The following is a 24,770-nucleotide window of genomic DNA, read 5'->3' as shown; positions in this document are numbered from 1 at the left end:
GGTACCCATTCCTAATCTTTGTACTGACCAGTCAGTCTAACAATAATTTGTGGGTTTGCGGCAACTTTTGAAGGCTTCGCTACTCCGTGACCTTGGGCACTAGGCCGGGTGAATGAAAAGGGAGGCGAAGCTAAGGGAAGGATGCAGGCGCCCCTCGCGCCGAGCTAAGTGTTGGCGCATCCTTGCTGGGCCGAGCGGAATCGCGCCGAGCACGATTGGGCCGCTCCGGGTCGCGGTGGCGTGGAATGTCACAACCCTGATCTAGGGTGGGGAATATCACAAGTAGGTACTGCAGCGTTAAGAAGGGGTCCCGTCGTGCCACTCTTTGAAGGCATCAGAGCCAGCACTGTTCAAACGGATCGGCTACTCGCCAACGTGCTCACCCGGACCGGGGCAGGAGCTGGCGGGCCCGCCGTCGTGTTTGTCCACGGGAATGTCTCCTCCTCACTGTTCTGGCAGCCGATCATGCTGGCCTTGCCAGATGATGTTGACGCTTATGCCATAGATCTGCGCGGCTTCGGCGGCAGCGAGGGTGCTCCCGTAGATGCAAGCCGGGGAGTGCGCGACTTCAGCGACGATGTCTACTCGGTGGTCCGTGAGCTGGGACTTGGGCCCGTCCACCTTGTGGGCTGGAGCATGGGTGGCGGGGTTGTCATGCAATATGCGCTGGACTACCCCGTTGCAAGCATCACCTTGCAGGCGCCCGTCTCGCCTTATGGTTTTGGCGGTACCCGACTGGACGGGACCCGCCTCACCACCGATGATGCTGGCACCGGGGGAGGCGGGGTTAACCCCGGCTTCGTTGCGGCGCTTGAGGCTGGTGACACGAGTCGGGAAAACCCGCTGGGACCTTGGTCGGTCTACAAGGGTTCCTATGTCGCTGCAGGTTTTGTCTCCGAGCACGAGGACACGTGGGTGGAGTCCATGCTCTCCACTGCGACGGGCCCGGAGAATTATCCTGGCGATTCCGTGCCTTCGGAGAATTGGCCAGGCTTCGCAGCCGGCGCCAGGGGAGTCTTGAACACCATGTCACCGGGTAACTTCAACGTCTCGGCCATTGCAGAGTTGGCCATCAAACCACCTGTTCTTTGGGTGCGCGGTGATGCCGATGCCATTGTCTCTGATGGTTCCGCCTTTGACTTGAACTTCTTGGGCCAAGCCGGTGTGATCCCGGGCTGGCCGGGGCAGGAGAAGGCTCCGGCACAGCAGATGCTGGCACAGACCCGGGCCGTGCTGGAGAGCTACGCTGCGAAGGGTGGCCGTTATTCAGAGGAGGTGTTTGCTGGGTCCGGGCACTCACCGGCACTGGAACAGCCGGAAAGGTTCGTGGAGTTGTTGGTGGCGCACGTGCGCGGTGCATAGTGAAGAACGCTTTGTGAGAGGAACCCGTGACGGGCCGTGGGTCGGTTCCGGGGCGTGGGCCGCTACCCGGGGAGATTAATTTGGTGGCATTTGAGAGAATTGCATAGTGACTGTTCTTGATATCCCCACCAGCGAGACCAAATTGGACCTCCCGCCCCTGAAACTAGGCAACATCACGGTAGAAACACCCGTGGTACTCGCCCCCATGGCTGGCATTACCAACACAGCCTTCCGTAGGTTGTGCCGTGAGCACGGAGGTGGTGTGTTTGTCTCCGAAATGGTGACCTCGCGCGCCTTGGTGGAACGCACGCCCGAGTCCATGCGGCTCATCAGCCACGACCCGGATGAAAAGATCCGCTCCGTGCAGTTGTACAGTGTGGATCCTGAAACTGTGGGCAAGGCCGTGCGCATGCTGGTTGAGGAAGATCATGCGGACCACATTGATTTGAACTTTGGCTGCCCCGTGGCCAAGGTGACCCGGCGTGGCGGCGGTGCTGCCCTGCCGTGGAAACTGGACCTGTTCACCGACATTGTCCAGACAGCGGTCCGCGAAGCAACCAAGGGCGGGCTGCCGCTGACCATCAAGATGCGCAAAGGCATTGACGAGGATCACCTCACCTACCTGGAGGCTGGCCGCATAGCCCGCGACGCCGGAGTTGCCGCGGTTGCGTTGCATGGGCGCACAGCCAATCAGTTCTACTCCGGCAAGGCAGACTGGGACGCTATTGCCCGGCTGCGCGAGGCCCTCCCGGATGTTCCTGTCCTGGGCAATGGAGACATTTGGAGCGCCGAGGATGCCATCGCCATGGTGCGCCAGACCGGGGTCGACGGCGTGGTGGTGGGCCGTGGCTGCCAGGGCCGCCCTTGGCTTTTCGCTGACCTGATGTCCGCCTTTGAGGGCAGCGATGAGCGCCACAAGCCCGGCATGGCTGAGGTTGCCGCGGCCGTGTATCGGCATGCGGAACTTCTTGTTGACACCTTCGACGACGAAAACAAGGCCCTGCGTGATATCCGCAAGCACATGGCCTGGTACTTCAAGGGTTATGTGGTTGGCGGGGAATTGCGTGCGGCGCTGGCCTCGGTGCCTACACTCGAGGTGCTGCGCGGGCTGCTCGACCAGCTGGACATGTCCGGGGAATACCCAGGCTCTGACGCTGAAGGCCCCCGCGGCCGCGCCGGAACGCCCAAGCGCACAGCCCTTCCTGCCGGCTGGTTGGACAGCCGCACCGTCAGCGGCTCGGAAAAGGAAGAGCTCACCGGCGCGGAGCTGGACTCCTCCGGCGGATAACCCAACCGCCGCGCCACCACCGGTGTCATGATCCGAAATGGCGTTTTAGTGGTGCCTATGGACCTGCGTCCCCGCCCTGTCCGGCGATGGCCCTAAACTTAGGGACATGTCCGCTGAATTGCAGTCCGTGTATTTGCCCCATGACCAGCAGCGTTGGGTTCAAGAAGCCCCCAAGAGCACTGTGCGCACAGTGTTTGAGCGGGACAGGGCCCGGGTGTTGCATTCCTCGGCGCTGCGCCGGCTCGGTGCCAAAACCCAGGTGGTGGCCCCGGACACGGACGATTTTGTCCGCACGAGGCTGACCCACAGTCTGGAAGTGGCCCAGATTGGCCGGGAACTGGGCCGGACGCTGGGCTGTGACCCGGACGTGGTTGACACCGCCTGTCTGGCTCACGATCTTGGCCACCCGCCTTTCGGTCACAACGGTGAATCGGTGCTCAATGATCTGGCCCACGCCATTGGCGGCTTTGAAGGCAACGCCCAGACTCTGCGGCTGCTGACTAGGCTCGAATCCAAAGTTCTTACGGCCAACGGCGGATCGGCTGGGTTGAACCTGACCCGCGCCTCCCTGGATGCCTCCTCAAAATACCCGTGGCTGGCGGTAGATGCGCCTCTGATTGCTGGACTGCGCACCGGAAAATTTGGCGCCTACACCGACGACCTTCCCGTCTTTACGTGGCTGCGCGAAGGCGCCCCGGCCGGGAAGACCTGCATTGAAGCGCAGGTCATGGACCTTGCCGACGATATTTCCTACTCCGTCCATGACGTTGAAGATGCCATTGTGGCCGGTCACGTCCAGCTCAAGTGGCTGGCCAATGCGGACCAGCGTAGCCGGGTCCTGGGCTACACCCAGCAGTGGTACCTGCCCAACGTGGATGTGGCCGAGATCGATGCAGCGTTGCAACGGCTGGAAGCCACTGATGTGTGGGTGCGCCACGCAGATGGCAGCCGCCGCTCCATGGCCGCACTGAAGGACATGACGAGCCAGCTCATTGGCCGCTTCTGCCAAAGCGCAGTTGCAGCGACCCGGGCCATTCACGGAACCGGGCCGTTGGCGCGGTACGCGGCTCACGTTGTGGTGCCTACCGAAACGTTGCTGGAAATTGCTGTCATGAAGGGCCTGGCCACCACCTTCGTCATGACTACCGATCACCGCCAACCGATTTATCAGCGCCAGCAGGATGTGCTCAGCGAGCTGGTGGCCGTGCTCAGTGTCACAGGGGATGCGCACCTGGAAACCATGTTTGCCGCTGATTGGCGTGACGCGGACGACGACGCGTCCCGGCTTCGGGTGGTTATCGACCAGATCGCCTCACTCACTGATGTATCGGCACTGGCGCTGCACGAGCGGCTCGTGGGCACGGAGCGGACACTCTTATAATTTTGGCTTGTAATTCTGGCTCGTAATTCTGGCTTGCAGGGCGGCTTGCGCGGGCCGGGGAAGTTCTCAACAGGTGGGCCCGGAACGGAACCTGGGCGCAGGAAACTCACGTAAACTGGCCCGGTGGCTGGCCTGATTAAACGTGAAGATATTGATGAGGTGCGCACGCGCACCGACCTCAAGGAAATTGTTGACGCCTACGTCACCTTGAAGTCCGCTGGAATTGGATCCTATAAAGGGTTGTGCCCTTTCCATGACGAACGCAGCCCCTCCTTCCATGTGCGTCCGCAAATGGGCTATTTCCACTGTTTTGGTTGCCAGGAAAGTGGCGACGTCATTTCCTTCATCCAGAAAATGGATCATATTTCCTTTTCCGAGGCTGTGGAGAAACTGGCTGGCCGGATTGGCTATGAGCTGCGGTATGAGGACGGTGGAACGGGGCCGCGCCGTGAAGATGTGGGCAAGCGCCAGCGTCTGCTGGATGCGCACAAGATTGCCGGCGAATTTTTCCGCGCCCAGCTCCTGACCCCACAGGCAGCGGCGGGCCGGGCCTTCCTGAGTGAACGCGGCTTTGACCGTGAGGCCGCCGAACACTTCGGCGTGGGCTTTGCCCCGCAGGGTTGGGACGCGCTGCTCAAGCACCTCACGGGCAAGGGCTTCACCCACGAGGAACTGAAGCTGACGGGCATGTTTTCCGAAGGACAGCGCGGCATTTATGACAGATTCCGTGGACGCCTGATCTGGCCCATTCGTGACATTGCCGGGGACACTGTGGGCTTTGGTGCCCGAAAGCTCTTCGAAGACGATCAAGGCCCCAAATACCTCAACACCCCGGAAACCAGCCTCTACAAAAAATCGCAGGTACTGTATGGGATCGATCTTGCGAAGAAGGCCATCGCCTCCAAGCGCCAGCTCGTAGTGGTGGAAGGATACACCGATGTCATGGCTTGCCATCTAGCCGGCATCGACACAGCCGTGGCCACCTGCGGAACGGCTTTTGGTGCCGAGCACATCAAGGTCGCCAGGCGCCTGCTCTCGGATGACGGCACGGGCGGAGAGGTAGTGTTCACCTTCGACGGCGACGCGGCAGGGCAGAAGGCAGCGTTGAAGGCGTTCGATGAGGACCAGCGCTTCGTGGCCCAAACCTTCGTGGCGGTGGAGCCCTCCGGAGCCGATCCCTGTGAGCTGCGCCAGCGCAAGGGCGATGAGGCGGTCCATGCCTTGATTCGTTCGCGCCGCCCGCTCTTTGAATTTGCCATTCGCACCACCTTGGCCAAGTTTGATTTGAGCACCGTGGAAGGCCGGGTCAGTGGATTGCGCGCCTCGGCCCCCGTGGTTGCCTCCATTCGCGACGGCTCCACCAGGATGGGCTACAGCCAGGAGTTGGCGGGCTGGCTGGGCCTGGCCGATCCCAACGAGGTCCTGCGCGCGGTCAAGGGCGCAGAACGTCGTTCTCATACCCAGCCCGGCTCCCATGCCTCAGGCCTCCACACGCAGTCGACTTCGCATGCCCAGCCCGGCGCCCACAGCCAGCCAGGCGCTGCGCTAACGGGGCAGGGGAACCAGGGAGACGGCGTCGTTCATGGCCGGCAGCTGCCGGGGGCCGCATCGGAGGTGATTGAGGCGCCACCAGCTTTTGTGCGCCCGGATCCGCGAGATCCGCAGGGACGCATGGAGCGGGAGGCGCTGGAAGTGGTTTTGCAGCACCCCGGGTATTTATCGGCAGGGAATTGGCAGCACTTTGCCGCCACGGAATTTGTGGTGCCTGCTTACAGGGCAATTCAGCAGGGCATCTATCAGGCGGGGGAGTCGCAGGAGGCAACCTCGCAGTGGCTGGAGGGGGTACGGGCGCATGTTCCGCCCGAGTTGGGTTCTCTGGTGGCGGAGCTGGCCCTGAGCCCGCTGCCGGCCACACGGGAGGAAACGCTTCAGCGGTACTGCCGGGATATTCTGCGACGGCTTTTTGAGCTGCAGATCACGCGTTTGAAGGAAGAGCGGCTCGGGGCGTTGCAGCGCATGGATCCGGCGGTCGATCCGGAGAGTTATAACTTGTTGCAGCGAGAGTTGATGGAGTTGGAAACGGCCAGAAGACAGCTTCGGGGGGACGGCTAGGGGGTTCGGGAGGCCCCGATTTCACAACTGGCCAACCCTTTGTTATTGTTGTTCCTGCACGATCCCCTATAGCTCAATTGGCAGAGCGTTCGACTGTTAATCGAAAGGTTCCTGGTTCAAGTCCAGGTGGGGGAGCCAAAGCAAAAATTGTCTCCGGCCCCTTTGTGGGTCGGAGACAATTATTGCGTTGAGTGTGCAGAAATGATTGGTTTTGATCTAATTTGATTTGAACTGTGAATGACTGCTAGGATTTACTTGCCGCATTCCCCTATAGCTCAATTGGCAGAGCGTTCGACTGTTAATCGAAAGGTTCCTGGTTCAAGTCCAGGTGGGGGAGCTTTCCATAAAAGATCCCCGTCCTCCTTGTGAGGGCGGGGATCTTTTGCGTTGGCCGCTAACCCAGAAATCAGAGTAGGGGGCGCAGGGGCACAAGAACCGTTTCGCTGAAACGAGCCAGCGGGGATCGGTGCTCCCATTCCTCCATCGTCAAGACCTTGGAGTTGACGCTGTCCACCTCGAAGATCGTCTCCATGTCTGCGGCAAAGTCGGAGTCGTGGATTTCAAGATTGATCTCGTAATTGCCCGTCAGGCTGAGCCTGTCAATATTGGCGCTGCCCACCGTCGACCAGGTGCCATCAATGGTTGCGGTCTTGGTGTGGATCATGGCGTTGCGGTACAGCAGAACGGTCACCCCATCCCTGAGCAGCGATGTGTAGAAGCCGCGTGAAAGCCAGTCAGAAAGGACGTGGTTGGAATCCATGGGCAGGATGATGCGAACATCAACTCCTCGGCGGCTGGCCGCGAGAAGGGCCCGCAGAATCTGCTGGTCCGGGATGAAATACGCCATGGTCACGTAAATATGGTTCTGAGCCCGTGCAATAGCATCCAGATAGACCCCGCGGATGGGATAGACCAGATTTGAGGGGATGTTGTTCACGGCACGGACCCGCGGCTCCCAAACCTCCGGGCTGGTTTGGGGTATTTCGGTTCTGGAGCCCGAGCAGTTCTCATTCCACACTGTCACGAAGGCCTGCCGCAGATCCCATACGGAAGCCCCTACCAGGCGCAGGTGGGTGTCCCGCCATTCGGTGGCATACAAGGATCCGATGTTGTAGCCGCCCACAAAGCCGGTCTTGTCATCAACAATGAGGAGCTTGCGGTGATCTAGCCCCGTGCTGCGCACAGTCTTGGTGAGCATGGCGGTGCGGACTACCGGGAAACGGTAGACATGGACGTTGGGGTGGAAGCGGTAAAAGGAAAAGGGCACCACCAGGTTTGCGAATCCGTCATAAATGATAAACACCTCAACCCCACGTTCTGCGGCGGCGTTGATGGCGTCCTTGAAGGCCTGCCCGGTTTCATCATCTTTCCAGATGAAGGTTTCGATCATGATGCTCTCCTGGGCGTCATAGATCGCCTGGAGCATGTCCTTGTAAAGATCGGCACCGAAGGTGTACGTGGTGAGCGTCGTGTCAGCTATGGTCTGTTCAAAAGTACCGGGGTGGGGGAAGCCCTTGCGCTTGCTTCTGTCCCGTTTTTTGACGGTGTCCAAGGCCACCAGGCCCGCAATGACTGCGCCCTGCACTGCAAAGAAGGCCAACAATGAGCGGAGCACGGCTTTCCGGGCGGTTTTGGCAAGGGGAGGGGGGAGTAGTTCATCCATTTTTGAAGTCTAACTGTTAGCGGCCGCTGCAGGATCTGCGGAATCAGCATTTGGGCAGACCCGGCCTACTGACAAATGGTAGAGTGCGCGCTTATTCGGTGTCTTCTACATCAATCATGATTTCGTTGTGGCGCAGGAATGAAGGTTTGAAAGGAGGATCGAATCTGGCAAATCGGGGTGCGCTCTGAGCCTGTAATCCTGCAACGTTCATAGCATGAGTCAGGCTCACACGATGGTGTTCATAGCTCTGTTGGCTCCACCGGCCGCTGAATCTAATGACAGCAGTAAGACTTTGTGGCACCGCCCGCAGATGAACTAAAGGGTTGGTGGGAGCTGGAGCGTTTTCTAGCGTGGTGCCTTGCGGCAGAACAAACGCCACACGAAAACTCTGTTCCCCTTGTGCTCCTACTTTTCCAGCACTGTTTCCTGTGATGCCCTGTTGTAGGACCGGGGCTGTCATCTTGATCTTTTCCGAGGAGGAGTCTTGGATAACCGGTGCCGTCATGGCAACTGTGCGGTTCACCCGATTCGCGCCGCTGATGTAGGAAAAGAGGTAGCGGAACGCTCTGTTCCCCGCTTCTTCAAACGGTCCTTCGATGATGACTTCTACCAGGAGATGCTCTGGGTAGCGGCGCAGCTGAAAATCGCTGTAGTCCCGCACCAGGTCATAGTTCAGTTGCTCAGTCATTGCTCCACGCTGTCATTGAGCCACGCTGCCTTTGCCCCATGGCGATTTCCCCTAATAATAGTGCGCTAACTTTCTGAATCGCCAACGCTCCTCATGCCTTCCTTGAGTTTTGCAATGGCGAATCCCCAGGCCTGCCCTGCCGTGGTTTGCGGGGGTACGGAGATCTCTTGCGGGTTGGTGAGAACATCGAGCAAAACCGGGCCGTCATGGCGCATGGCTTCCTGCACAGCAGCATCGAGATCGTTGGCATCCTCGACCCGAATCCCATGCAGCCCACACGAACGCGCCACCAGAGCCAAATCCGGGTTCGCCAAAATGGTGCCAAATTCCGGTAAACCGCCCTGTTCCTGTTCAAGCTTGACCATGCCCAGACGGCCATTGTTGAACACCACCAACTTCACGGGAAGGTTATAGGCCACTGCCGTGAGGAGATCGCCCAGCAACATGGTCAATCCGCCGTCACCGCAAAAGGCAATCACCTCCCGGGACCTATCCACAGCGGACGCACCCAGTGCCTGGGGCATGGCGTTAGCCATTGATCCTAGATTGAAGGAGCCTAGAAGCCGCCTGGTTCCGCGCATGGTGACGAAGCGGGCCAGCCACACGGTGGACATTCCCGTGTCAGAGGTAAAGATGGCATCCGAGGCTGCGTGCCTATCCACCGCCGCGGCCACTGCCTCGGGGCGAATCAGGGCGCCGGGATTATCGAGCACCGTCCTGGCCCTGCCCACAAGCGTGGAATCATAGTCCGGTTCTGCCAGCGTGGCCTGGCGCTGCGTCCACGCCTGATACTTTTCTCTTGCGTCCGCCAAATGCGTTTGGCTTTTCTTTTCCACCAGTGCAGGAAGCAAGGCAGCCAGTGTGAGTTGGCTATCACCGACAACTCCCAAGTCCACATTGGTCCGGCGGCCAATGACAGCGCCGTTGCTATCAATTTGGATGACAGTTTTTCCCTCGGGATAGGAATCACGGTAGGGAAAGTCAGTGCCAATCATCAAGAGCGCCTCGCAGCTTCCAAAGGCGTGCTGTGCAGCGGGGTTTCCTATCAGTCCGGACTGGCCCACCTGGTATGGATTATTGGCTTCCAGCCCTTCCTTGGCCTTGAGTGTCAGGACCATGGGCGCAGCCAGTTTGCGCGCCACCTCCAGTACCGCTTCCCTGGCGCCGCGCGCACCCATGCCAACGAGGAGCGTGACTTTTGCCGCCTCGTTGAGGAGCTGTGCGGCATCGCGAATAACTCCGGGATCCGGCGCGGCGGGCTGAGCGACGTCGACAAAGTGAGGCTGGGCGTCATTAGGACTGGCGGCGCTGCCAATGTCTCCAGGGATGGTTAGCACGGCCACCCCGCGTAGGGTCATGGCGGCGTTGATGGCTTGTTCTAACAGGTATGGCATCTGGGACGGGTGCGTCACTGTTTGGGTGTAGAGCGCCACATCAGCGAAAAGCCTGTCATTGTTTATTTCCTGGAAAAAGTCGCTGCCAATTTCTTTACTGGGAACCTGCCCACAGATAGCCAGTAGGGCAGTGGAGGACTTCTTGGCATCATAGAGTCCGTTGAGGAGATGGATGGATCCAGGGCCCACCGTTCCCATGCAGACGCCCAAGGTGCCTGTCAGCTGGGATTGGGCTCCGGCGGCGAAAGCTGCCACCTCTTCATGCCGGACACCAATCCATTCCAGCCGGTCTTCGCGGCGAATTGCGTCAGTCAGGGGATTGAGGGCATCACCGACCACACCCCATACTGTTTTCACCCCTAGTCCCACGAGTGCTTCAATGATGGTTTCTGCCACGGTGCTCACTGCGATGTCCTCCCGCTGAGACCGCCTTGAGCGGCAAACGAATCCGGGTCCGCTGCGGACCAATCTTCAGCCCAGTCCGCGGGCGCTTGTGCCAACAGCTCGCCGGGGGCCAGCCAGTTGTAAAGTTCGGCATAGGATTTGGTGTTCATGTGTCCGATCCGGCGCCGGATCATCAACGGGTTCAGCCCCGCAGTGCCTTCACTGCCCATTGAGGCCATCATTCGGAGAGCTTCGCTGACGGTTGCTTCCTGGAAACGCTGCACCCGTACGCTCTTGCTTTCAACGTCAAGGGCACGTGCCCGGCGCGGGTCCTGGGTGGTCACGCCCACCGGACAATGGTTGGTGTGGCAGCGCTGGGATTGGATACAGCCGGTGGCCATCATCATGGCCCGGGCTGCGTTGGTGTAATCGGCGCCCTGTATTAGACGCTTGACAATGTCAGTGCCGGTGGCCACCTTGCCTGCAGCGCCAATCCGTATCTGGTCTCGAAGACCAACGCCAACAAGTGCGTTGTGCAGGAGCATCAAGCCCTCCGTCAAGGGTGTGCCCATATGGTCCTCATATTCCATGGGGGCAGCACCCGTGCCGCCTTCGGAACCGTCCACAATAATGAAATCCGGAGCCACGCCCTCGGACACTATGGCCTTGCAGATGGCGAGGACGTCAGTGCGTGAACCAATACACAGTTTGAACCCCACAGGTTTGCCGTTGGCCAGTTCACGCATGGTGGCCATGAAGTGGATGAGTTCACGTGGAGTGGAGAAAACTTTGTGCGCTGCGGGGCTGACACACTTCACACCCTGGGGCACATTGCGGGCCTTGGCGATTTCCGCACTCACCTTCCCCGCGGGGAGAACTCCACCTATGCCGGGTTTGGCGCCTTGGCTGAGTTTGAGGGAAAGGCACTTGACTGAAGCGTGAGCAGCCTTGTCCGCAAACATGTCCGGATCAAAATCGCCCTCTTTGGTGCGTGCCCCAAAATATCCACTGCCTAGTTCCCACACCAAGTCCCCGCCATGGCGTAAATGATATTCGGTCAGGCCGCCTTCCCCTGTGTCATGGGCGAATCCGCCCATCGCGGCGCCCTTGTTCAACGCCAATATTGCGTTGGCGGAGAGGGCTCCGAAACTCATGGCGGAAACATTCAACAGCGCCATCTCATACGGTTGTGTGCACTCCGGTCCTCCGATGCGAACTGTGGGCGCGTGCTCCGGGGGCTCCAGAGGGGCCGTTGAGTGGACAAGGTACTCGTAGCCAACCTCGTTGACGTCCCGTTCAGTACCGAAGGCCTGTTCTTGATTAGTTCCTTTGGCGCGTTCGTAGATCAAGGACCGGGTATCCCTGTCAAAGGGCCGCCCGTCATAGTTCCGCTCGATGAAGTACTGCTGAAGCTCCGGGCGGATGTACTCTAGCGCGAAACGAAGATGCCCGATAACCGGGTAATTACGCAGAATCGAGTGCTTCTTCTGTGTGGCATCGAAGACGGCCAGAATGAAGAGCGCGGCAAAGATCACTACAGCCACCCACCAACCCGGACCGAAAAATACCACCAGAAGCGCGGAAACTGCTGTCACGAGGAGCAATATGGAAACCATAAGTATCCTGAGCATGACCCCAGCATAAACCCGGGTGCGTGCCGTGTGTCATGTTTTTCAGATCAAACTAGCTGATCACTGCAGCTCGTGCTGAAGCGCGCAGGGGAGCAACTCGGTGTCATGCATAGCAAAGGCACACCTGACACAACCGGCGGCAAGAGTAGGTTTAGATGGCTGGCACCAACCGTGGCCGCACAATGAACCAGAGGGCTGCCATTGCCAGCAGAATGCAGCAGCCCATGATGATGGCCATGGGAGTGGCTGTGGCCACGCCAACAAAACCCACGATGGGGGTGATGATGCCGGCGAAGCCAAAAGTTGCAGCCCCCAGTAGCGAGGCAGCAGTACCCGCCTGCTTTCCATGACGGGCCAAGCCAAGGACCTGAACCGAGGGGAACATGAATCCGGTGGCACAGATAAAGAACCACAGTGGAATCATGACACCCCACAAACCCAAGCCCAGCTGATCGCAGATAATCATGGCAGCCGCGGCGCTCACTTGGCCTACCGTGGCCCACGCTATAACCCATTGCGGACCGGTATGGCGCATGATCCTCGAAGCGGTCTGTACCCCTGCCACAATTCCCACGGAATTCACGGCGAACAAGTACCCGTATTGCTGTGGTGTGAAGCCGTAGGTGTTTTGGAAAAGAAACGTTGATGCGGACAAATAAGTAAAGAGGGCAGCAAAGTTCAAGCCGCCCACAAATAGCGTGCCGACAAAGAATCTGTCGCTGAAGAGTGCTTTGTAGCGCTCGGCGACGCTTGCGCCGTCGGACTTCCGTTTTTCAGGCGGCAGAGTCTCAACGATGAAAACAGTGGCGGCCACAACCACCAAGCTGCCGTACGCTGCGAGGAACCAGAAGATGCCTGGCCAGTCCATAATGCCCAGCAACTGGGAACCAATCACGGGAGCCAGGATGGGGGCCATGCCGTTGACCAGCGCCATCCGGGAGAGCATCCGGACCAGCTGGTAGCCGCCGAAGAGGTCACGGACCATGGCCATCGCAACAACACCACCACCGGCGGCACCAATGCCTTGCAGCACCCGGAACACCGCCAGCATGGTGATGTCTGTGGACATGGCGGCCCCCACCGAGGCCCCCACATGCAGTGCCGTGGCCAAAATCAGGGGAACGCGCCGGCCGAACTTGTCACTGAACGGGCCAACCACCAGCTGGCCGGCAGCGAAGCCGATGGTGGTGGCAGTCAGTGTTAGCTGAACCGCCGTGGCACTGACACCGAGTTCCTGACCGATGACAGGAAAAGCTGGCAGGTACAGATCAATCGTGAATGGGCCAAGAGCTGTTAGCAGCCCCAACACGAGAACATAGATCAGCTTTTGCCGGCGAGATAGGGCATCGCCGGGGTGCACGGTGGTGGTCAAGTAAAAAATCCTCAAGAAATATGATCTGCGCGGAGGCTAGGACGTCGGAAAGACATGCCGCCGTGTCCTATTTTATGTGCTGTTGTAGCGTTCCCACCACTGTCTGATGGCGGGCGCGGGTGGCACAGAATGAGCAACCGCCGCAGGAGCTTTACTATTCCGCAACACTGGCGCGGCAGGTGAGGGCCCTACACAGCGGTCAGGGATGGTAATTTTGACTTTACGGTAGTGCCACCGTGGTGGGGGCACTACAAAGATTTCGGGTTCGTGCCGGTCTCTCAGCAGAGGCGCGGGCCCTCACAATGGAGGCGGTCTCAGTGACGGATCTGCACAAGGATCTGCATATCTCGGCGGACGACAACTTAAAGGGCCACGGTTCTGCCCTGATTGAGGCGGCCAAGACAGCGTCCCGGTTGTTGCCACGGCAGATTAACGATGAAATTGCCTTGGCCAAGCTTGAACTTGAGCACAAGAAGTCCAAGGTGGGCGCACTGGCCGTAGTTGCCGCATTGGCACTTGTGTTCACGGTGCTGTTGGTCATTGCCCTGGTGGTTGCGGCCATCGCAGGTTTAGCCACGCTCATGCCTTTGTGGCTCGCTGCCCTGATTGTCTGTGCGGCCCTGCTGCTGGTCATTGGCATCAGCGCACTCATTGGTTATAAGAAGTTCAAGTCACTGCTGCCTTTGCTTCCCCGGCACGCGTGGCGTGGACTCCGCCATGACCTTGGCATCCTCAAGGAGGGCCGCGACTTTGATCCGAGCACCCTTGACCCGGTGGTTCTGACCAAGGAACAGAAAAAGGCCGCAGCCGCAGAGGCCGACGCCGCCGCAGCCAAGGCAAAGGCTGAACGCGCTGCCAAGGAAGCTGAACAAGGCCCCAAAGCCAATGAGAGCGAACTCCTTGCCCGGACCGCCGCACGGCGTGAACACTTGCTGGGGCTGCGTGAAGATCTACTCTCCGAGGCTGACGTGAAGAAACAGGCCACCTACTTGCTAGATACTGCCAAGACTCGGGCCAAGAAAACTGTCAATAAAGCAGCCTCGAACGCTATTGGTCAGAGCGTGGAAACGGTCAAGGAGCGTTGGAAGCCGCTGGCAATATTCGCCGCCTCTGCCACCACCTGTGTATTTTTGCTGCGAAAGTTGTTGAAGAAATAATTCGCGCCCAATATTTTGCGCACAAGAGGGCCAGTGTCTCCGGTGCTGCGCCGGCTGGCCGTGGTGACCTATTCGTAGGAGGTGAGTGTCTTGGCTGAACGTGCGCCAACAAACATGGACGCTTCCAACGCCATCCTCACCATTCCCAATCTGATCACGGTGGTCCGTTTCCTTGGCACGCCCCTGTTTGTGTGGCTGGTCCTAGCACGCGAAGAGTACGGATGGGGCGTCTTTGTCCTGGCCATGATGGGCTGCACTGACTGGATTGACGGCTATGTTGCCCGCAAACTGCACCAAACCTCTCAGCTGGGCCGGATCATGGACCCTCTCGCGGACAGGGTTGCCCTGGTAGCGGTCACCATTACGCTAGTGTTGGCGGACATCTTGCCCCTGTGGCTGCTGCTGCTGTTGGTGATTCCAGACGTGGTACTGCTGGCAGTAACGCTGTACTTCTTCCGTGGAGACGCTGATCTCAAGGTCACCATGCTGGGCAAGACGCGGACCGCCGCGCTCATGGTGGGTACGCCCATGCTGCTGCTGGCCAAGGCCCTGGATTCCGAATTTACCTTTGTCTTGGCGTGGCTGATCCTTTTCGCCGGCATGGTGATGCACGTGATCGCGTTCAGCCGCTACATGGTGGCTGTTGTGAGTAAACACCGAGAACTGCATCACCCCGCAGACGCACAGGGTGATGGCAGCCATGCCTCAGGACTGGGCAGACCATGATGTGGATTGCCGTGTTGTGCGCCGTGGCGGGTGCTTTTTTCCTCGCTTTTGGAGCTCAGCGTCAAGGCAGTGCCGTGAAAAGCAACACGGGTGGACTGACACTTGGAGGCTCAGGTTTCCTGCGTCTGCTGACCAATCCGCGGTGGGTATTGGGCCTGATTCTACTAGGTATTGGCACCGCTTTGAATGTGGTGGCACTGACACTTGGAACGTTGACAGTGGTGCAACCCATCGGGGCAATAGCCCTGGTCATCACCACTATTGTGAACTCCCGTGAGGAAGGCATCCGGCTCAACCGGGCAACGGTGGTTTCCATCACCGCCTGCGTTGCCGGTAGTGCCCTGTTTGTCCTTCTGGCGGTCAACGCCGTGCGCGAGAATACGCACGTCACCGCCACAGAGGAACTGACTGTTGTGACGCTCCTCGCCGTGGTTGTCACCATCTTCGGCGGAACCTTCATCTTGTTCAAGCGGCGTCTGAAGTCATTCTTTTACATTGTCGGCTCGGGCATGCTCTTTGGTTTTGTGGCAGTTCTAACCCGCATTATTTCTAAACAGATCTTCGATCCGAACGGGCTTTTCCTACTCAACGTCCAATGGTATTCAGTGATCGCCATTGCGGTGGCAGGAGGACTGGGCAGCTGGTTCGTCCAGAGCGCCTACGCCAACGGTCCGCCAGAATTAGTGATTGCCGGGTTGACGGTCATCGACCCCATTGTGGGAATTGCCATTGGAATTACCATTTTGGGTGAGCTTCGTGACGATGTACCCGCCGTGCTGGCGATTGCCATGGCTGGAGCGGCGATACTTGCTATCGTAGGGGTTATCGCGTTGTCAAGACACCACCCGGATGTTGTGAAACGGCGTCGAGCTGCAAAGAAATAGCAACGTCAACAATGAGCCAGCCCGCGGGCCAGTCAAGAATCCACCAGGAGCTTTATCAGTGTCATCAACTTCGAGCGAAAGCGCCCAAAAGCCGCTGACCATCTTGATCGCGGCAGACACTTACCCGCCCCACATTAACGGGGCGGCACAGTTCTGTCTCCGCCTGGCGACAGGGATGACGGCGAGGGGCCACGACGTACACGTCATGGCATGCCGTGAAGATGGTGGGCCCATGTTTACGCAGAAGCGCCCAGAAGCCACGGTTCACCGGCTGCGCTCACGGCCAGTTCCCACCCACGAATACTTTCGCGTGTGCCTGCCTTGGGAGATCAAGAGGGACATTAAGGCACTTTTTGACGTGATCAAGCCCGATGTGGTGCACGTACAAAGCCACTATATGATTGGCGAGCACGTAGTCTACGAGGCTGCACGCCGGGGCATCCGCATTGTGGCTACCAACCACTTCATGCCGGAAAACCTCAACCCCTTCCTGCCGTTCCCGCAGTGGTTCAAGAACATTGTGGGCCGGGTTTCCTGGCGGGACATGGGCAAGGTCATGAGCCAGGCCGATGTTGTCACAACACCCACACCGCTGGCTGCAAAGGCCATGCATGAGCACGCGTTCCTGCGCAAGGTGCTGCCGTTGTCCAACGGTATTGAGTCGGGCAACTATGAGCTGGCCGAGGGTGAAACAGCGCCCCGCAATCCGTACCCTACCCTTGCCTTTGTAGGGCGGTTGGCCGAAGAAAAGCACATTGATGTCCTCATCGACGCGGTTGCCAAGACGCCTGCCGAGCTGGACCTGCACCTGGTTGTGGTGGGCGGAGGTGAAGTCAAGAATGCGCTGAAGGCACAGGTGGAGAAGTTGGGGCTGTCCTCGCGGGTGACGTTTACGGGCCTGATCAGTGACGAGGAATTGCGTGAGATCTACCTCAAAGCCGATCTCTTTGTCATGCCAGGGACAGCAGAATTGCAGTCGCTTGTGACACTGGAAGCCATGAGCGCCTCCACCCCTGTGATCCTGGCTAACGCCATGGCTTTGCCTCATCTGGTAGATGAAGGATTCAACGGCTACTTGTTCATACCCAACGACAGCGACGATTTGGCGGCGAAAATCACCAAGGTCATGAGTTTGCCGCCACAAGAGCGTGCTGCCATGGGAGAAGCAAGCCATGCGATGGTGGCTCGTCACGGGCTGAGCAAAACACTGGACACCTTTGAAGATATTTATCGTGGCGGAAGCTACGAGGATCACGCAGTTTAGCCCGTGATCCTCTAAGATCGTAGGAGTGCTTTTCCGCGGAATGAATTTTTCTTGGCAAAGCACCTTACATGGGGCCATAGCTCAGCTGGTTAGAGCGCGGGACTCATAATCCTAAGGTCCTCGGTTCAAGTCCGAGTGGCCCTACATGTAACATCACAGGCCAGGACCCTTGCGGGGGTTCTGGCCTGTTTTTTGTTTAACCGGCGTGAAAACCGGGGATATTCGTGTTGCCGAGGCCACCCGAACTAAGGTAAGTTACTGACGAGTAACATGTTTGGTTTTGGCCAGACAGCCAGTTATCCAACGATGAGTACAAGCAAAGGAAATCCCGTGTCCAAGGCTGCAGTAGATATCAACAACCTCCCCTACGCCGATGGTGACTTCTATGGGTTTGAGCAAATGCTCACCGCGAAGGAACTCACACGCCTCCATGAAATCCGGGACTTCCTGGCACGGGAAGTCAAGCCCATTGCCACAGACTGCTGGAACCGCGCCGAATTTCCCATGGAGATCATCCCGAAGCTGGCCGAGCTGGATATGATGAGCCCCGTTCATCGCCAAGGGTATTCAAACGTGTTTGCAGGCCTGGCCCATGCGGAGTTCACTCGAGCCGATGCTTCCATTGCCACTTTCATGGGAGTCCATGACGGCTTGTTCACCGGTTCCATTGAGGCGCTGGCATCACAGGAGCAAAAGGATGCCTGGCTGCCGGATATTTACTCCCTGAAGAAGATAGGCGCGTTTGGGCTCACAGAACCCCTGGGTGGCTCCGATGTTGCTGGCGGCACCCGGACCACGGCTGTGCGTGATGGTGATAACTGGATACTCAACGGCGCCAAACGCTGGATTGGCAACGCAACATTCTCCGACTGGGTGGTCATCTATGCCCGCGACGTTGCGGATAACCAGGTCAAGGCATTCCTGGTTGACACCACACTTCCCGGCTACAGCGCCAGCAAGATTGAAAACAAGACGGCCCTGCGCACCGTGCAGAACGCGGACATCGTGTTGGAAAACGTAGTGGTGCCGCATGACTATAAGCTGGCAGGCGGTAACAGTTTCCGCGACACCAACAAGGTCTTGAAGGTCACCCGCCTCGCCGTCGCCTGGCAGGCCGTGGGGCAGCAGATGGCCGCTTTTGACGTGACCCGGCGTTATGCGGTTGAGCGTGAACAATTTGGCCGGCCCATTGCCTCCTTCCAAATGGTGCAGGACCAGCTCGTGAAGATGCTTGGCAACACGGTGGCTTCCACCGGCATGATGGTCCGCCTCTCACAGCTTGAGGACTTGGGCCAGGCCAAGGATGAACAGTCAGCGCTCGCCAAGGCGTTCACCACTGCGCGCATGCGCGAGACTGTGGCCATGGGACGTAGCCTCTTTGGCGGCAACGGGATCGTTTCTGACTACGAGATCGCCAAGATCTTCGCCGACTCTGAAGCCATCTACTCCTACGAGGGCACCTACGAGATCAATACCCTTGTTACCGGGCGCGCCATTACGGGAATATCCGCCATCGTCTAACCTTCCTGTTTGATTCCATGGACGCACCGGGTCATGGCGCCAGCGGCAGCAGTACCGACGGGCGCAGGTCCAGGATGAATTGCAAGGGATTTAGATAGTCATCCCCGCGCCGCACACCCCAATGCAGGCAAGAATGAGCCGGTGAGCTCTCGCAATGCGTGGGCCCTTCCAAGGTTCCCAACTTCTGCCCTCGTGCGACGGCGTCACCTACCTTTAGTGGGGACGTGACGGGTTCGAAACTCAGCCGCAAACCATCTTCTGTGGCAAGGGTGAGGACCGCTCGAGTAACAACGACGCCGGAGAAACTCACTACCCCTTCGGTGGGTGCCAGCACGTCTGCGCCCTGCTCAGCGGCCAAGTCCACGCCCCGGTGGCCGCTGAGCCACGGGTGTGACGGTGGATCAAAAATGTGAATCACCTCCGGTTTCCCCGCCAGCGGCCAACCCCAGGCGAGGGAAACAGGTAGGGGAGTGGCCGAGGTGGTGCGAGGCGGTCCGTTCCCAAGCTGTGCGCCGGCTGAAGCCCTCGCCTCGGATGAAGCCAGGGTGGATGCGGCCAGCGCGCCGGGTGCCGGTCCAGGCAATAGTGCGATGGATAGCAGCACCGCTAGAAGCAGTGAGATTCGGCGCGAAAACAAGTTCATCCTCCCAGCGTGCGCCAACAGTACTCCCTACTAAAAGGAGACAGGCGTTCAATGTGGCTGAGCCGCCGAGAAGTGGGGCTGTGGGGGAGTGAAAGTGGTAAGTCACCAACGCGGCGCTGTAGTAACATTGACAGAGCAGTGAACTGTTTGTGCACTGACTACGCGCACCCCACCCTGATGAGGTATTCAAGATTTTTCTTGAATCCTGCAAAAGGATTGTGCCCATACGGTCCACCTTGCGGTGGTTCATGGACAGCACGATGGGTGCCAGGAGCAGAGGGAAAAGTTCGGGGAACCGGTGCGAAACCCAAGGCTAAATAACCGTAAATAACTAATAAGGAGCGTCGGCATGCCCGTCGTAACAATGCGCCAGCTGCTTGACAGCGGCGTCCACTTTGGACACCAGACCCGCCGTTGGAACCCGAAGATGAAGCGATTCATCCTCACGGAGCGCAACGGCATCTACATCATTGACCTGCAGCAGTCACTGTCCTTCATTGACCGGGCGTACGAGTTCACGAAGACCACCGTTGCACACGGCGGAACCGTACTCTTCGTCGGTACCAAGAAGCAGGCTCAGGAAGCCATCGCAGAGCAGGCCACCCGTGTTGGCATGCCTTACGTAAACCAGCGTTGGTTGGGCGGTATGCTCACCAACTTCCAGACGGTTTCCAAGCGTATTGCTCGCATGAAGGAACTCGAAGAGATCAACTTCGAAGACGTTGCTTCCTCGGGCCACACCAAGAAGGAGCTCTTGCTCCTCAAGCGTGAACTCACCAAGCTGCAGACCAACCTCGGTGGTATCCGCAACCTGACCAAGGCACCGTCCGTGCTCTGGGTTGTTGACACACCGAAGGAACACCTCGCCATCGACGAGGCACACAAGCTGAACATCCCGGTTGTTGCCATCTTGGACTCCAACTGCAACCCTGACGAAGTTGATTTCCCGATCCCGGGTAACGACGACGCCATCCGCTCCGTTGCGCTGTTGACCCGCGTTATCGCCGATGCTGTTGCAGAAGGCCTGATCGCCCGCAACAACAAGGCAACCGGCAACGCAGAAGCACCGGCTGAGCCCTTGGCTGAGTGGGAGCGCGAACTCCTCGAAGGCGACAAGGCTGCCGCTCCGGCCGAAGCCGTTGTTGAAGCACCGGTTGAAGCTGTTGTTGAAGCACCGGCTGAAGCCGCTGCCGAAGCCGTAGTTGAGGCGCCTGCCGAAGACGCAACCGAAAAGTAAAAACTTTTCCCGGTAGCCCTGAAGGATTTACCCTCAGGGCTACCACCTAAGGCACCGGATACTGGCAGGATCGCACCGCTGACAAAGCGCAGCGGTCCTGCCAGAACTGGCCTATCACAGATTTATATACTCAAACATCTACACTGAGGGGTTCATATGGCGAACTACACCGCCGCTGATATTAAGGCTCTGCGCGAGCGCACAGGCGCTGGAATGATGGACGTCAAGAAGGCTCTCGACGAGGCAAACGGCGACGCCGATAAGGCCATGGAGCTCATCCGCATCAAGGGCCTCAAGGGCGCCACCAAGCGTGAAGGCCGCTCCACTGCTGAAGGCCTGGTTGCCGCAGCCGTTGAAAACGGTGTTGGCGTCATGGTTGAAATTAACTGCGAGACTGACTTTGTTGCCAAGGCTGCTCCCTTCATCGATTTCTCCAACAAGGTGCTGGCCACGGCCATCTCCTCCGGAGTAACCGACGTTGAGGCCCTGCTCGCTGTTGATGTTGACGGCAAGCCCATGTCTGAGGTTGTCATCGAAGCCGGCGCACTCTTGGGTGAAAAGGTTGCTATCCGCCGCCTTGCCCGCGTTGAAGGTGCAACCGTTGACGCTTACCTGCACAAGACCTCCAAGGATCTGCCTGCACAGGTGGGCGTACTGTTTGCCGTTGACGGTGACAACCAGGAAGTTGCACACGACGTAGCCGTGCACATTGCTGCCATGTCCCCGACGGTCCTGAGCCGCGACGAAATCGCTGCCGAGACCGTTGAAAGCGAACGCCGCATTGCTGCCGAAACCGCACAGGCCGAGGGTAAGCCCGAAGCTGCCATGACGAAGATCGTTGAAGGCCGGTTGACCGGCTTCTTCAAGGAAATGGTCCTCGTTGACCAGGCCTTCGCCAAGGATTCCAAGAAGAGTGTTGGCGCTGTTCTGGAAGAAGCAGGCGTCAAGGCTGTTGCCTTCGCACGCTTCCGCGTCGGAGCATAACTCCACATTTTTGTGCTGCTCATCTCCGAGCAGTCAGACGGATGTGACGAAGAAGGGGTAGCCGCAAACTGCGGTTGCCCCTTCTTTGCGTGCAACGTCGGATAAGATTTTAGACGCACCCCTGTGGGCCGGTAAAGCACCGGCTTTGGGTGCCAGCAAACAGCATCACAAACAACGGCACCCCGGCAATTGGTACCAGGCTAGCCCTGCACACGGGCAGCCACGTACCTGTACCCACGGAAGGCATCATGACCACGAATATTTCGCAGACCGAGCAGAGCAGCGCAGCACCCGCAGAAGTGCCAGCCAAACGCCGTCGTGTGTTGTTGAAACTCTCCGGCGAGGTCTTTGGCGCAGGAAAATTAGGTGTTGACCCGGACACCATCCGCGGCATAGCCCAGCAGATTGCCAGCACGGTAGACAGGGTGGAAGTGGCTATTGTTGTTGGCGGCGGCAACTTCTTCCGCGGCGCTGAGCTCTCCGCATCGGGCATGGACCGTTCGCGTGCCGACTACATGGGCATGCTCGGAACCGTCATGAACTGCCTGGCATTGCAGGACTTCCTGGAGCAGGCAGGCGTTGACACCCGCGTCCAGAGCGCCATCACCATGGGACAAGTTGCCGAAGCGTACATCCCCCGCCGTGCCATCCGACACCTTGAGAAGAGCCGCGTGGTCATTTTTGGTGCTGGCGCAGGCCTGCCGTACTTCTCCACCGACACGGTTGCCGCCCAGCGTGCCCTAGAAGTCCACGCCGACGTGGTACTCATGGCCAAGAACGGTGTTGACGGCGTCTACACCGCGGACCCCAAGAAGGACCCCACGGCAATCAAGCTGGACACGCTCAGCTACGACGAAGCCATGGCCCGCGATATTCGCGTCATGGACCAGACCGCGTTCAGCCTGTGCAGGGACAACAACGTGAGCATGCTGGTTTTCGGTATGGAGGGCGAAGGCAATGTTGCCCGGGCCATCCTTGGCGAAGAACTGGGCACCATGGTTACCCCGTAAATATTGCCGGACCCGCTGGGCCGCTGGGCGCTGCTGGACCCCGGTCACGGTAGGATGGTTGAAGGATTGCCGTGGGCATGTGCCGCGGAAAAGTTGTGCACACTTATTGAGGGAGAGACGCGTGATTGAAGATACCTTGCTCGAGGCCGAGGAAAAGATGGACAAGGCCGTAGAGGTAGCCAAGGAGGATTTCTCCGCGGTTCGCACCGGCCGTGCCAACCCCGCCATGTTCCACAAAGTCATGGTGGATTACTATGGTTCACCCACACCGTTGCAGCAGTTGGCCGCATTCGCTGTTCCGGAAGCCCGTACGCTGCTCATCACACCGTTTGACAAGACCTCTATGCATGACATTGAGCGCGCTCTGAGTTCTTCCGAGGTTGGCGCCAACCCGTCAAACGACGGCAATGTTATCCGCATTATGATGCCGGAATTGACGCAGGAACGCCGCAAGGAATACGTCAAGATTGTGCGCACCAAGAGTGAAGACGCCAAGATCTCCGTGCGCAACATTCGCCGCAAGGCCAAGGAACAGCTGGATAAGCTGGTCAAGGATGGCGATGCCGGTGAGGACGAAGGAAACCGCGCGGAAAAGGAACTGGACGCGCTCACCAAGGCTCACACAGACAATATCGATGAGTTGCTCAAACGCAAGGAAGTCGAGCTTCTCGAGGTCTAATGAAGGACCCCCAGAGCACGCCGGCCGGCTCCGACCAGGAGCCGGCCGCGTCAAATCCAGAGCTCAAGTTGGCTCAACCACCAGCCGAGTATCAATTCCCCTCACGGAAAGCCCGTCGCCAAGCTGAGCTGACAGGCATGATTCCCGTTATAGTGCCCAAAAACAGTCCGGCAGCAAAAACTAATCTCACCGAGAGAGCAACCGATAGTACGGACACTGCCACTGAATCCGGGACGCAAGAGCAGGAAGAGCCGGCAACTGCCGGGGACTCCCAGGCCAGCGCCCAGACGCAGGGACAGGTAGGCGAGCCAGCCGTGACGGCGCGTGGCAACGACGACACCCTGGCCAACAATGCCGAGGCCGTGGCTCCGGAGGAGATGGAACCCTCCCTGATAGCTCCGGGACCCGTTTCGGCACTGGCGGTGACAGGTATCCCACTGATCCCCGTGCCACAGGGCCCCATTGGAGCAATGCCTGACGTTGCTACAACACCCAAAGCACAGCGCACCCCTAAAGCCGGCCGTGACTTGCCAGCAGCAATCACTGTGGGTGTCATTTTGCTGGGGTTGGTTCTGGGGTCCTTACTGTTCTACCCCGTGGGTTTCGTAGCTCTGGCCACCGTGTTCGCCTGCGTCGGAGTCTGGGAGGTGACGCGCGCCGTCACCGGTAAAGGGATTAAAGCTCCCTTGACCCCGGTAATGGTGGGTGCCCTGGCCATGCCATCGGCTGCTTACTTTGCTGGTTCCGAGGGCCTCCTTTTCGCCCTTGTTGCCAGTGCCGGTGCCACCGTTTTATGGCGCTCACTGGATTCCGAGCCGGGAGCTGTCAAGAGCATTCTGGCCGGTCTTTTCACCCTCATGTGGATACCGTTCCTGCTCAGTTTCGTCTTCTTGATGTTGCGTGCGGAAAGCGGCCCCACACTCGCATTGACACTGGATCTTGGACACGTGAACGCCGGCGTGGTGCAAGTGATCATCATGCTCCTTTTGGTTGTTGCAAACGATACGTTCGGCTACTTGGTGGGGGTGTTGTTTGGCAAACATCCCATGGCACCAAAGATCAGTCCGAAAAAGTCTTGGGAAGGTTTTGCCGGATCTCTGGGTGGAGCAACCCTTGTGGCTATTCCTGCAACAGTGTTCTTGCTCGATCAAGACTGGTGGGTTGGTTTGGCCCTGGCCGTGGGTATGGTCTTTGCCGGCACTGGCGGAGACTTCGCCGAGTCAATGGTGAAACGAGAACTCGGTGTGAAGGACATGAGTAACCTCCTTCCCGGCCACGGCGGGGTCATGGACAGGCTGGACTCCATCTTGTTTGCCGCTCCCGTTGCTTATGTGATCTTTACTGTTTTGGGCAGTTTCTAACTCTAGAAATCCGTGCTTTGCAGCGTATG

General features: G+C 58.7%; 20 protein-coding genes and 3 tRNA genes. 17 read left to right on the top strand and 6 right to left on the bottom strand.

Annotation, left to right across the window (positions count from 1 at the left end; all coding sequences use genetic code 11):
• Positions 1-315 precede the first annotated feature (315 nt).
• From ABIB48_RS06530 to ABIB48_RS06505, 6 genes are all read left to right on the top strand, one after another.
• Positions 316-1,362, top strand: a complete 1,047-nt coding sequence (locus tag ABIB48_RS06530; protein WP_354212485.1) for an alpha/beta fold hydrolase — start codon at positions 316-318, stop codon at positions 1,360-1,362.
• A 106-nt stretch (positions 1,363-1,468) separates the two neighbouring features.
• Positions 1,469-2,650 (top strand): tRNA dihydrouridine synthase DusB, encoded by a 1,182-nt coding sequence (gene dusB, locus ABIB48_RS06525; RefSeq protein WP_110104430.1) that lies wholly within the window; start codon positions 1,469-1,471, stop codon positions 2,648-2,650.
• A gap of 106 nt (positions 2,651-2,756) precedes the next feature.
• Positions 2,757-4,031, top strand: a complete 1,275-nt coding sequence (locus tag ABIB48_RS06520) for a deoxyguanosinetriphosphate triphosphohydrolase (RefSeq protein ID WP_354212484.1) — start codon at positions 2,757-2,759, stop codon at positions 4,029-4,031.
• A 123-nt stretch (positions 4,032-4,154) separates the two neighbouring features.
• Positions 4,155-6,143 (top strand): DNA primase, encoded by a 1,989-nt coding sequence (gene dnaG / locus ABIB48_RS06515; protein WP_354212483.1) that lies wholly within the window; start codon positions 4,155-4,157, stop codon positions 6,141-6,143.
• A gap of 62 nt (positions 6,144-6,205) precedes the next feature.
• Positions 6,206-6,281, top strand: a tRNA-Asn gene (locus ABIB48_RS06510).
• Between the two features lie 126 nt (positions 6,282-6,407).
• A tRNA-Asn gene (locus tag ABIB48_RS06505) sits at positions 6,408-6,480 on the top strand.
• A gap of 69 nt (positions 6,481-6,549) precedes the next feature.
• On the opposite strand, the gene ABIB48_RS06500 is transcribed toward ABIB48_RS06505, so the two are convergent.
• From ABIB48_RS06500 to ABIB48_RS06480, 5 genes are all read right to left on the bottom strand, one after another.
• The gene (locus ABIB48_RS06500) at positions 6,550-7,806 is read right to left on the bottom strand and encodes a phospholipase D-like domain-containing protein (protein WP_354212482.1); all 1,257 of its coding nucleotides are present in this window, start codon (positions 7,804-7,806) and stop codon (positions 6,550-6,552) included.
• Positions 7,807-7,897: 91 nt separating this feature from the next.
• A complete protein-coding gene (locus tag ABIB48_RS06495; protein WP_354212481.1) occupies positions 7,898-8,494 on the bottom strand; it encodes an SOUL family heme-binding protein in 597 nt (198 codons plus the stop codon).
• Between the two features lie 65 nt (positions 8,495-8,559).
• Positions 8,560-10,293, bottom strand: coding sequence for a thiamine pyrophosphate-dependent enzyme (locus tag ABIB48_RS06490; RefSeq protein ID WP_354212480.1), 1,734 nt, complete (start codon positions 10,291-10,293; stop codon positions 8,560-8,562).
• Complete coding sequence (locus ABIB48_RS06485) at positions 10,290-11,903, bottom strand: FMN-binding glutamate synthase family protein (protein ID WP_315914751.1); 1,614 nt, start codon at positions 11,901-11,903, stop codon at positions 10,290-10,292. The genes ABIB48_RS06490 and ABIB48_RS06485 overlap by 4 nt, the downstream gene beginning before the upstream one ends.
• Positions 11,904-12,054: 151 nt before the next feature.
• On the bottom strand, positions 12,055-13,275 hold the full coding sequence (locus tag ABIB48_RS06480; protein WP_354212479.1) for a multidrug effflux MFS transporter: 1,221 nt from the start codon (positions 13,273-13,275) through the stop codon (positions 12,055-12,057).
• Positions 13,276-13,592: 317 nt separating this feature from the next.
• Here ABIB48_RS06480 and ABIB48_RS06475 point away from each other — a divergent pair, with 317 nt between their 5' ends.
• The 6 genes from ABIB48_RS06475 (at position 13,593) to ABIB48_RS06450 (ending at position 18,827) form a co-directional block, all read left to right on the top strand.
• Complete coding sequence (locus ABIB48_RS06475) at positions 13,593-14,432, top strand: phage holin family protein (protein ID WP_354212478.1); 840 nt, start codon at positions 13,593-13,595, stop codon at positions 14,430-14,432.
• A gap of 90 nt (positions 14,433-14,522) precedes the next feature.
• Positions 14,523-15,158: a CDP-alcohol phosphatidyltransferase family protein gene (locus ABIB48_RS06470; RefSeq protein ID WP_354212477.1), complete on the top strand. Its 636-nt coding sequence runs from the start codon at positions 14,523-14,525 to the stop codon at positions 15,156-15,158.
• A complete protein-coding gene (locus tag ABIB48_RS06465) occupies positions 15,155-16,042 on the top strand; it encodes a DMT family transporter (RefSeq protein WP_110104420.1) in 888 nt (295 codons plus the stop codon). Before ABIB48_RS06470 ends, ABIB48_RS06465 begins: the two co-directional genes overlap by 4 nt.
• 58 nt (positions 16,043-16,100) lie before the next feature.
• Positions 16,101-17,306, top strand: coding sequence for a glycosyltransferase (locus ABIB48_RS06460; RefSeq protein WP_354212476.1), 1,206 nt, complete (start codon positions 16,101-16,103; stop codon positions 17,304-17,306).
• A gap of 70 nt (positions 17,307-17,376) precedes the next feature.
• Positions 17,377-17,450: transfer RNA gene (locus ABIB48_RS06455), tRNA-Ile, on the top strand.
• A gap of 162 nt (positions 17,451-17,612) precedes the next feature.
• Positions 17,613-18,827 carry an acyl-CoA dehydrogenase family protein gene (locus ABIB48_RS06450; RefSeq protein WP_354212475.1) on the top strand — a complete coding sequence of 405 codons (1,215 nt, stop codon included), beginning with the start codon at positions 17,613-17,615 and terminating at the stop codon, positions 18,825-18,827.
• 31 nt (positions 18,828-18,858) lie between these two features.
• Here ABIB48_RS06450 and ABIB48_RS06445 read toward each other — a convergent pair whose 3' ends face one another.
• Positions 18,859-19,470 (bottom strand): M23 family metallopeptidase, encoded by a 612-nt coding sequence (locus tag ABIB48_RS06445; protein WP_354212474.1) that lies wholly within the window; start codon positions 19,468-19,470, stop codon positions 18,859-18,861.
• Positions 19,471-19,819: 349 nt separating this feature from the next.
• Here ABIB48_RS06445 and rpsB point away from each other — a divergent pair, with 349 nt between their 5' ends.
• The 5 genes from rpsB to ABIB48_RS06420 all read left to right on the top strand — a co-directional run bounded on the left by rpsB (position 19,820) and on the right by ABIB48_RS06420 (position 24,741).
• Positions 19,820-20,707: a 30S ribosomal protein S2 gene (gene rpsB / locus ABIB48_RS06440; protein WP_110104417.1), complete on the top strand. Its 888-nt coding sequence runs from the start codon at positions 19,820-19,822 to the stop codon at positions 20,705-20,707.
• 156 nt (positions 20,708-20,863) lie between these two features.
• On the top strand, positions 20,864-21,691 hold the full coding sequence (gene tsf, locus ABIB48_RS06435; protein ID WP_315914746.1) for a translation elongation factor Ts: 828 nt from the start codon (positions 20,864-20,866) through the stop codon (positions 21,689-21,691).
• A gap of 248 nt (positions 21,692-21,939) precedes the next feature.
• The gene (gene pyrH / locus ABIB48_RS06430; RefSeq protein ID WP_110104898.1) at positions 21,940-22,701 is read left to right on the top strand and encodes a UMP kinase; all 762 of its coding nucleotides are present in this window, start codon (positions 21,940-21,942) and stop codon (positions 22,699-22,701) included.
• 121 nt (positions 22,702-22,822) lie between these two features.
• Positions 22,823-23,380, top strand: a complete 558-nt coding sequence (gene frr, locus ABIB48_RS06425) for a ribosome recycling factor (protein WP_110104415.1) — start codon at positions 22,823-22,825, stop codon at positions 23,378-23,380.
• Positions 23,381-23,850: 470 nt separating this feature from the next.
• The gene (locus tag ABIB48_RS06420; RefSeq protein ID WP_315914831.1) at positions 23,851-24,741 is read left to right on the top strand and encodes a phosphatidate cytidylyltransferase; all 891 of its coding nucleotides are present in this window, start codon (positions 23,851-23,853) and stop codon (positions 24,739-24,741) included.
• Positions 24,742-24,770: the final 29 nt, after the last annotated feature.

Source organism: Arthrobacter sp. UYCu511 (genome assembly GCF_040547105.1).
GTDB classification, from domain to species: Bacteria; Actinomycetota; Actinomycetes; order Actinomycetales; family Micrococcaceae; genus Specibacter; species Specibacter psychrochitiniphilus.
The sequence above is the reverse complement of the archived record's forward strand: the minus strand, read 5'-3'. Positions and strand labels throughout refer to the sequence as shown.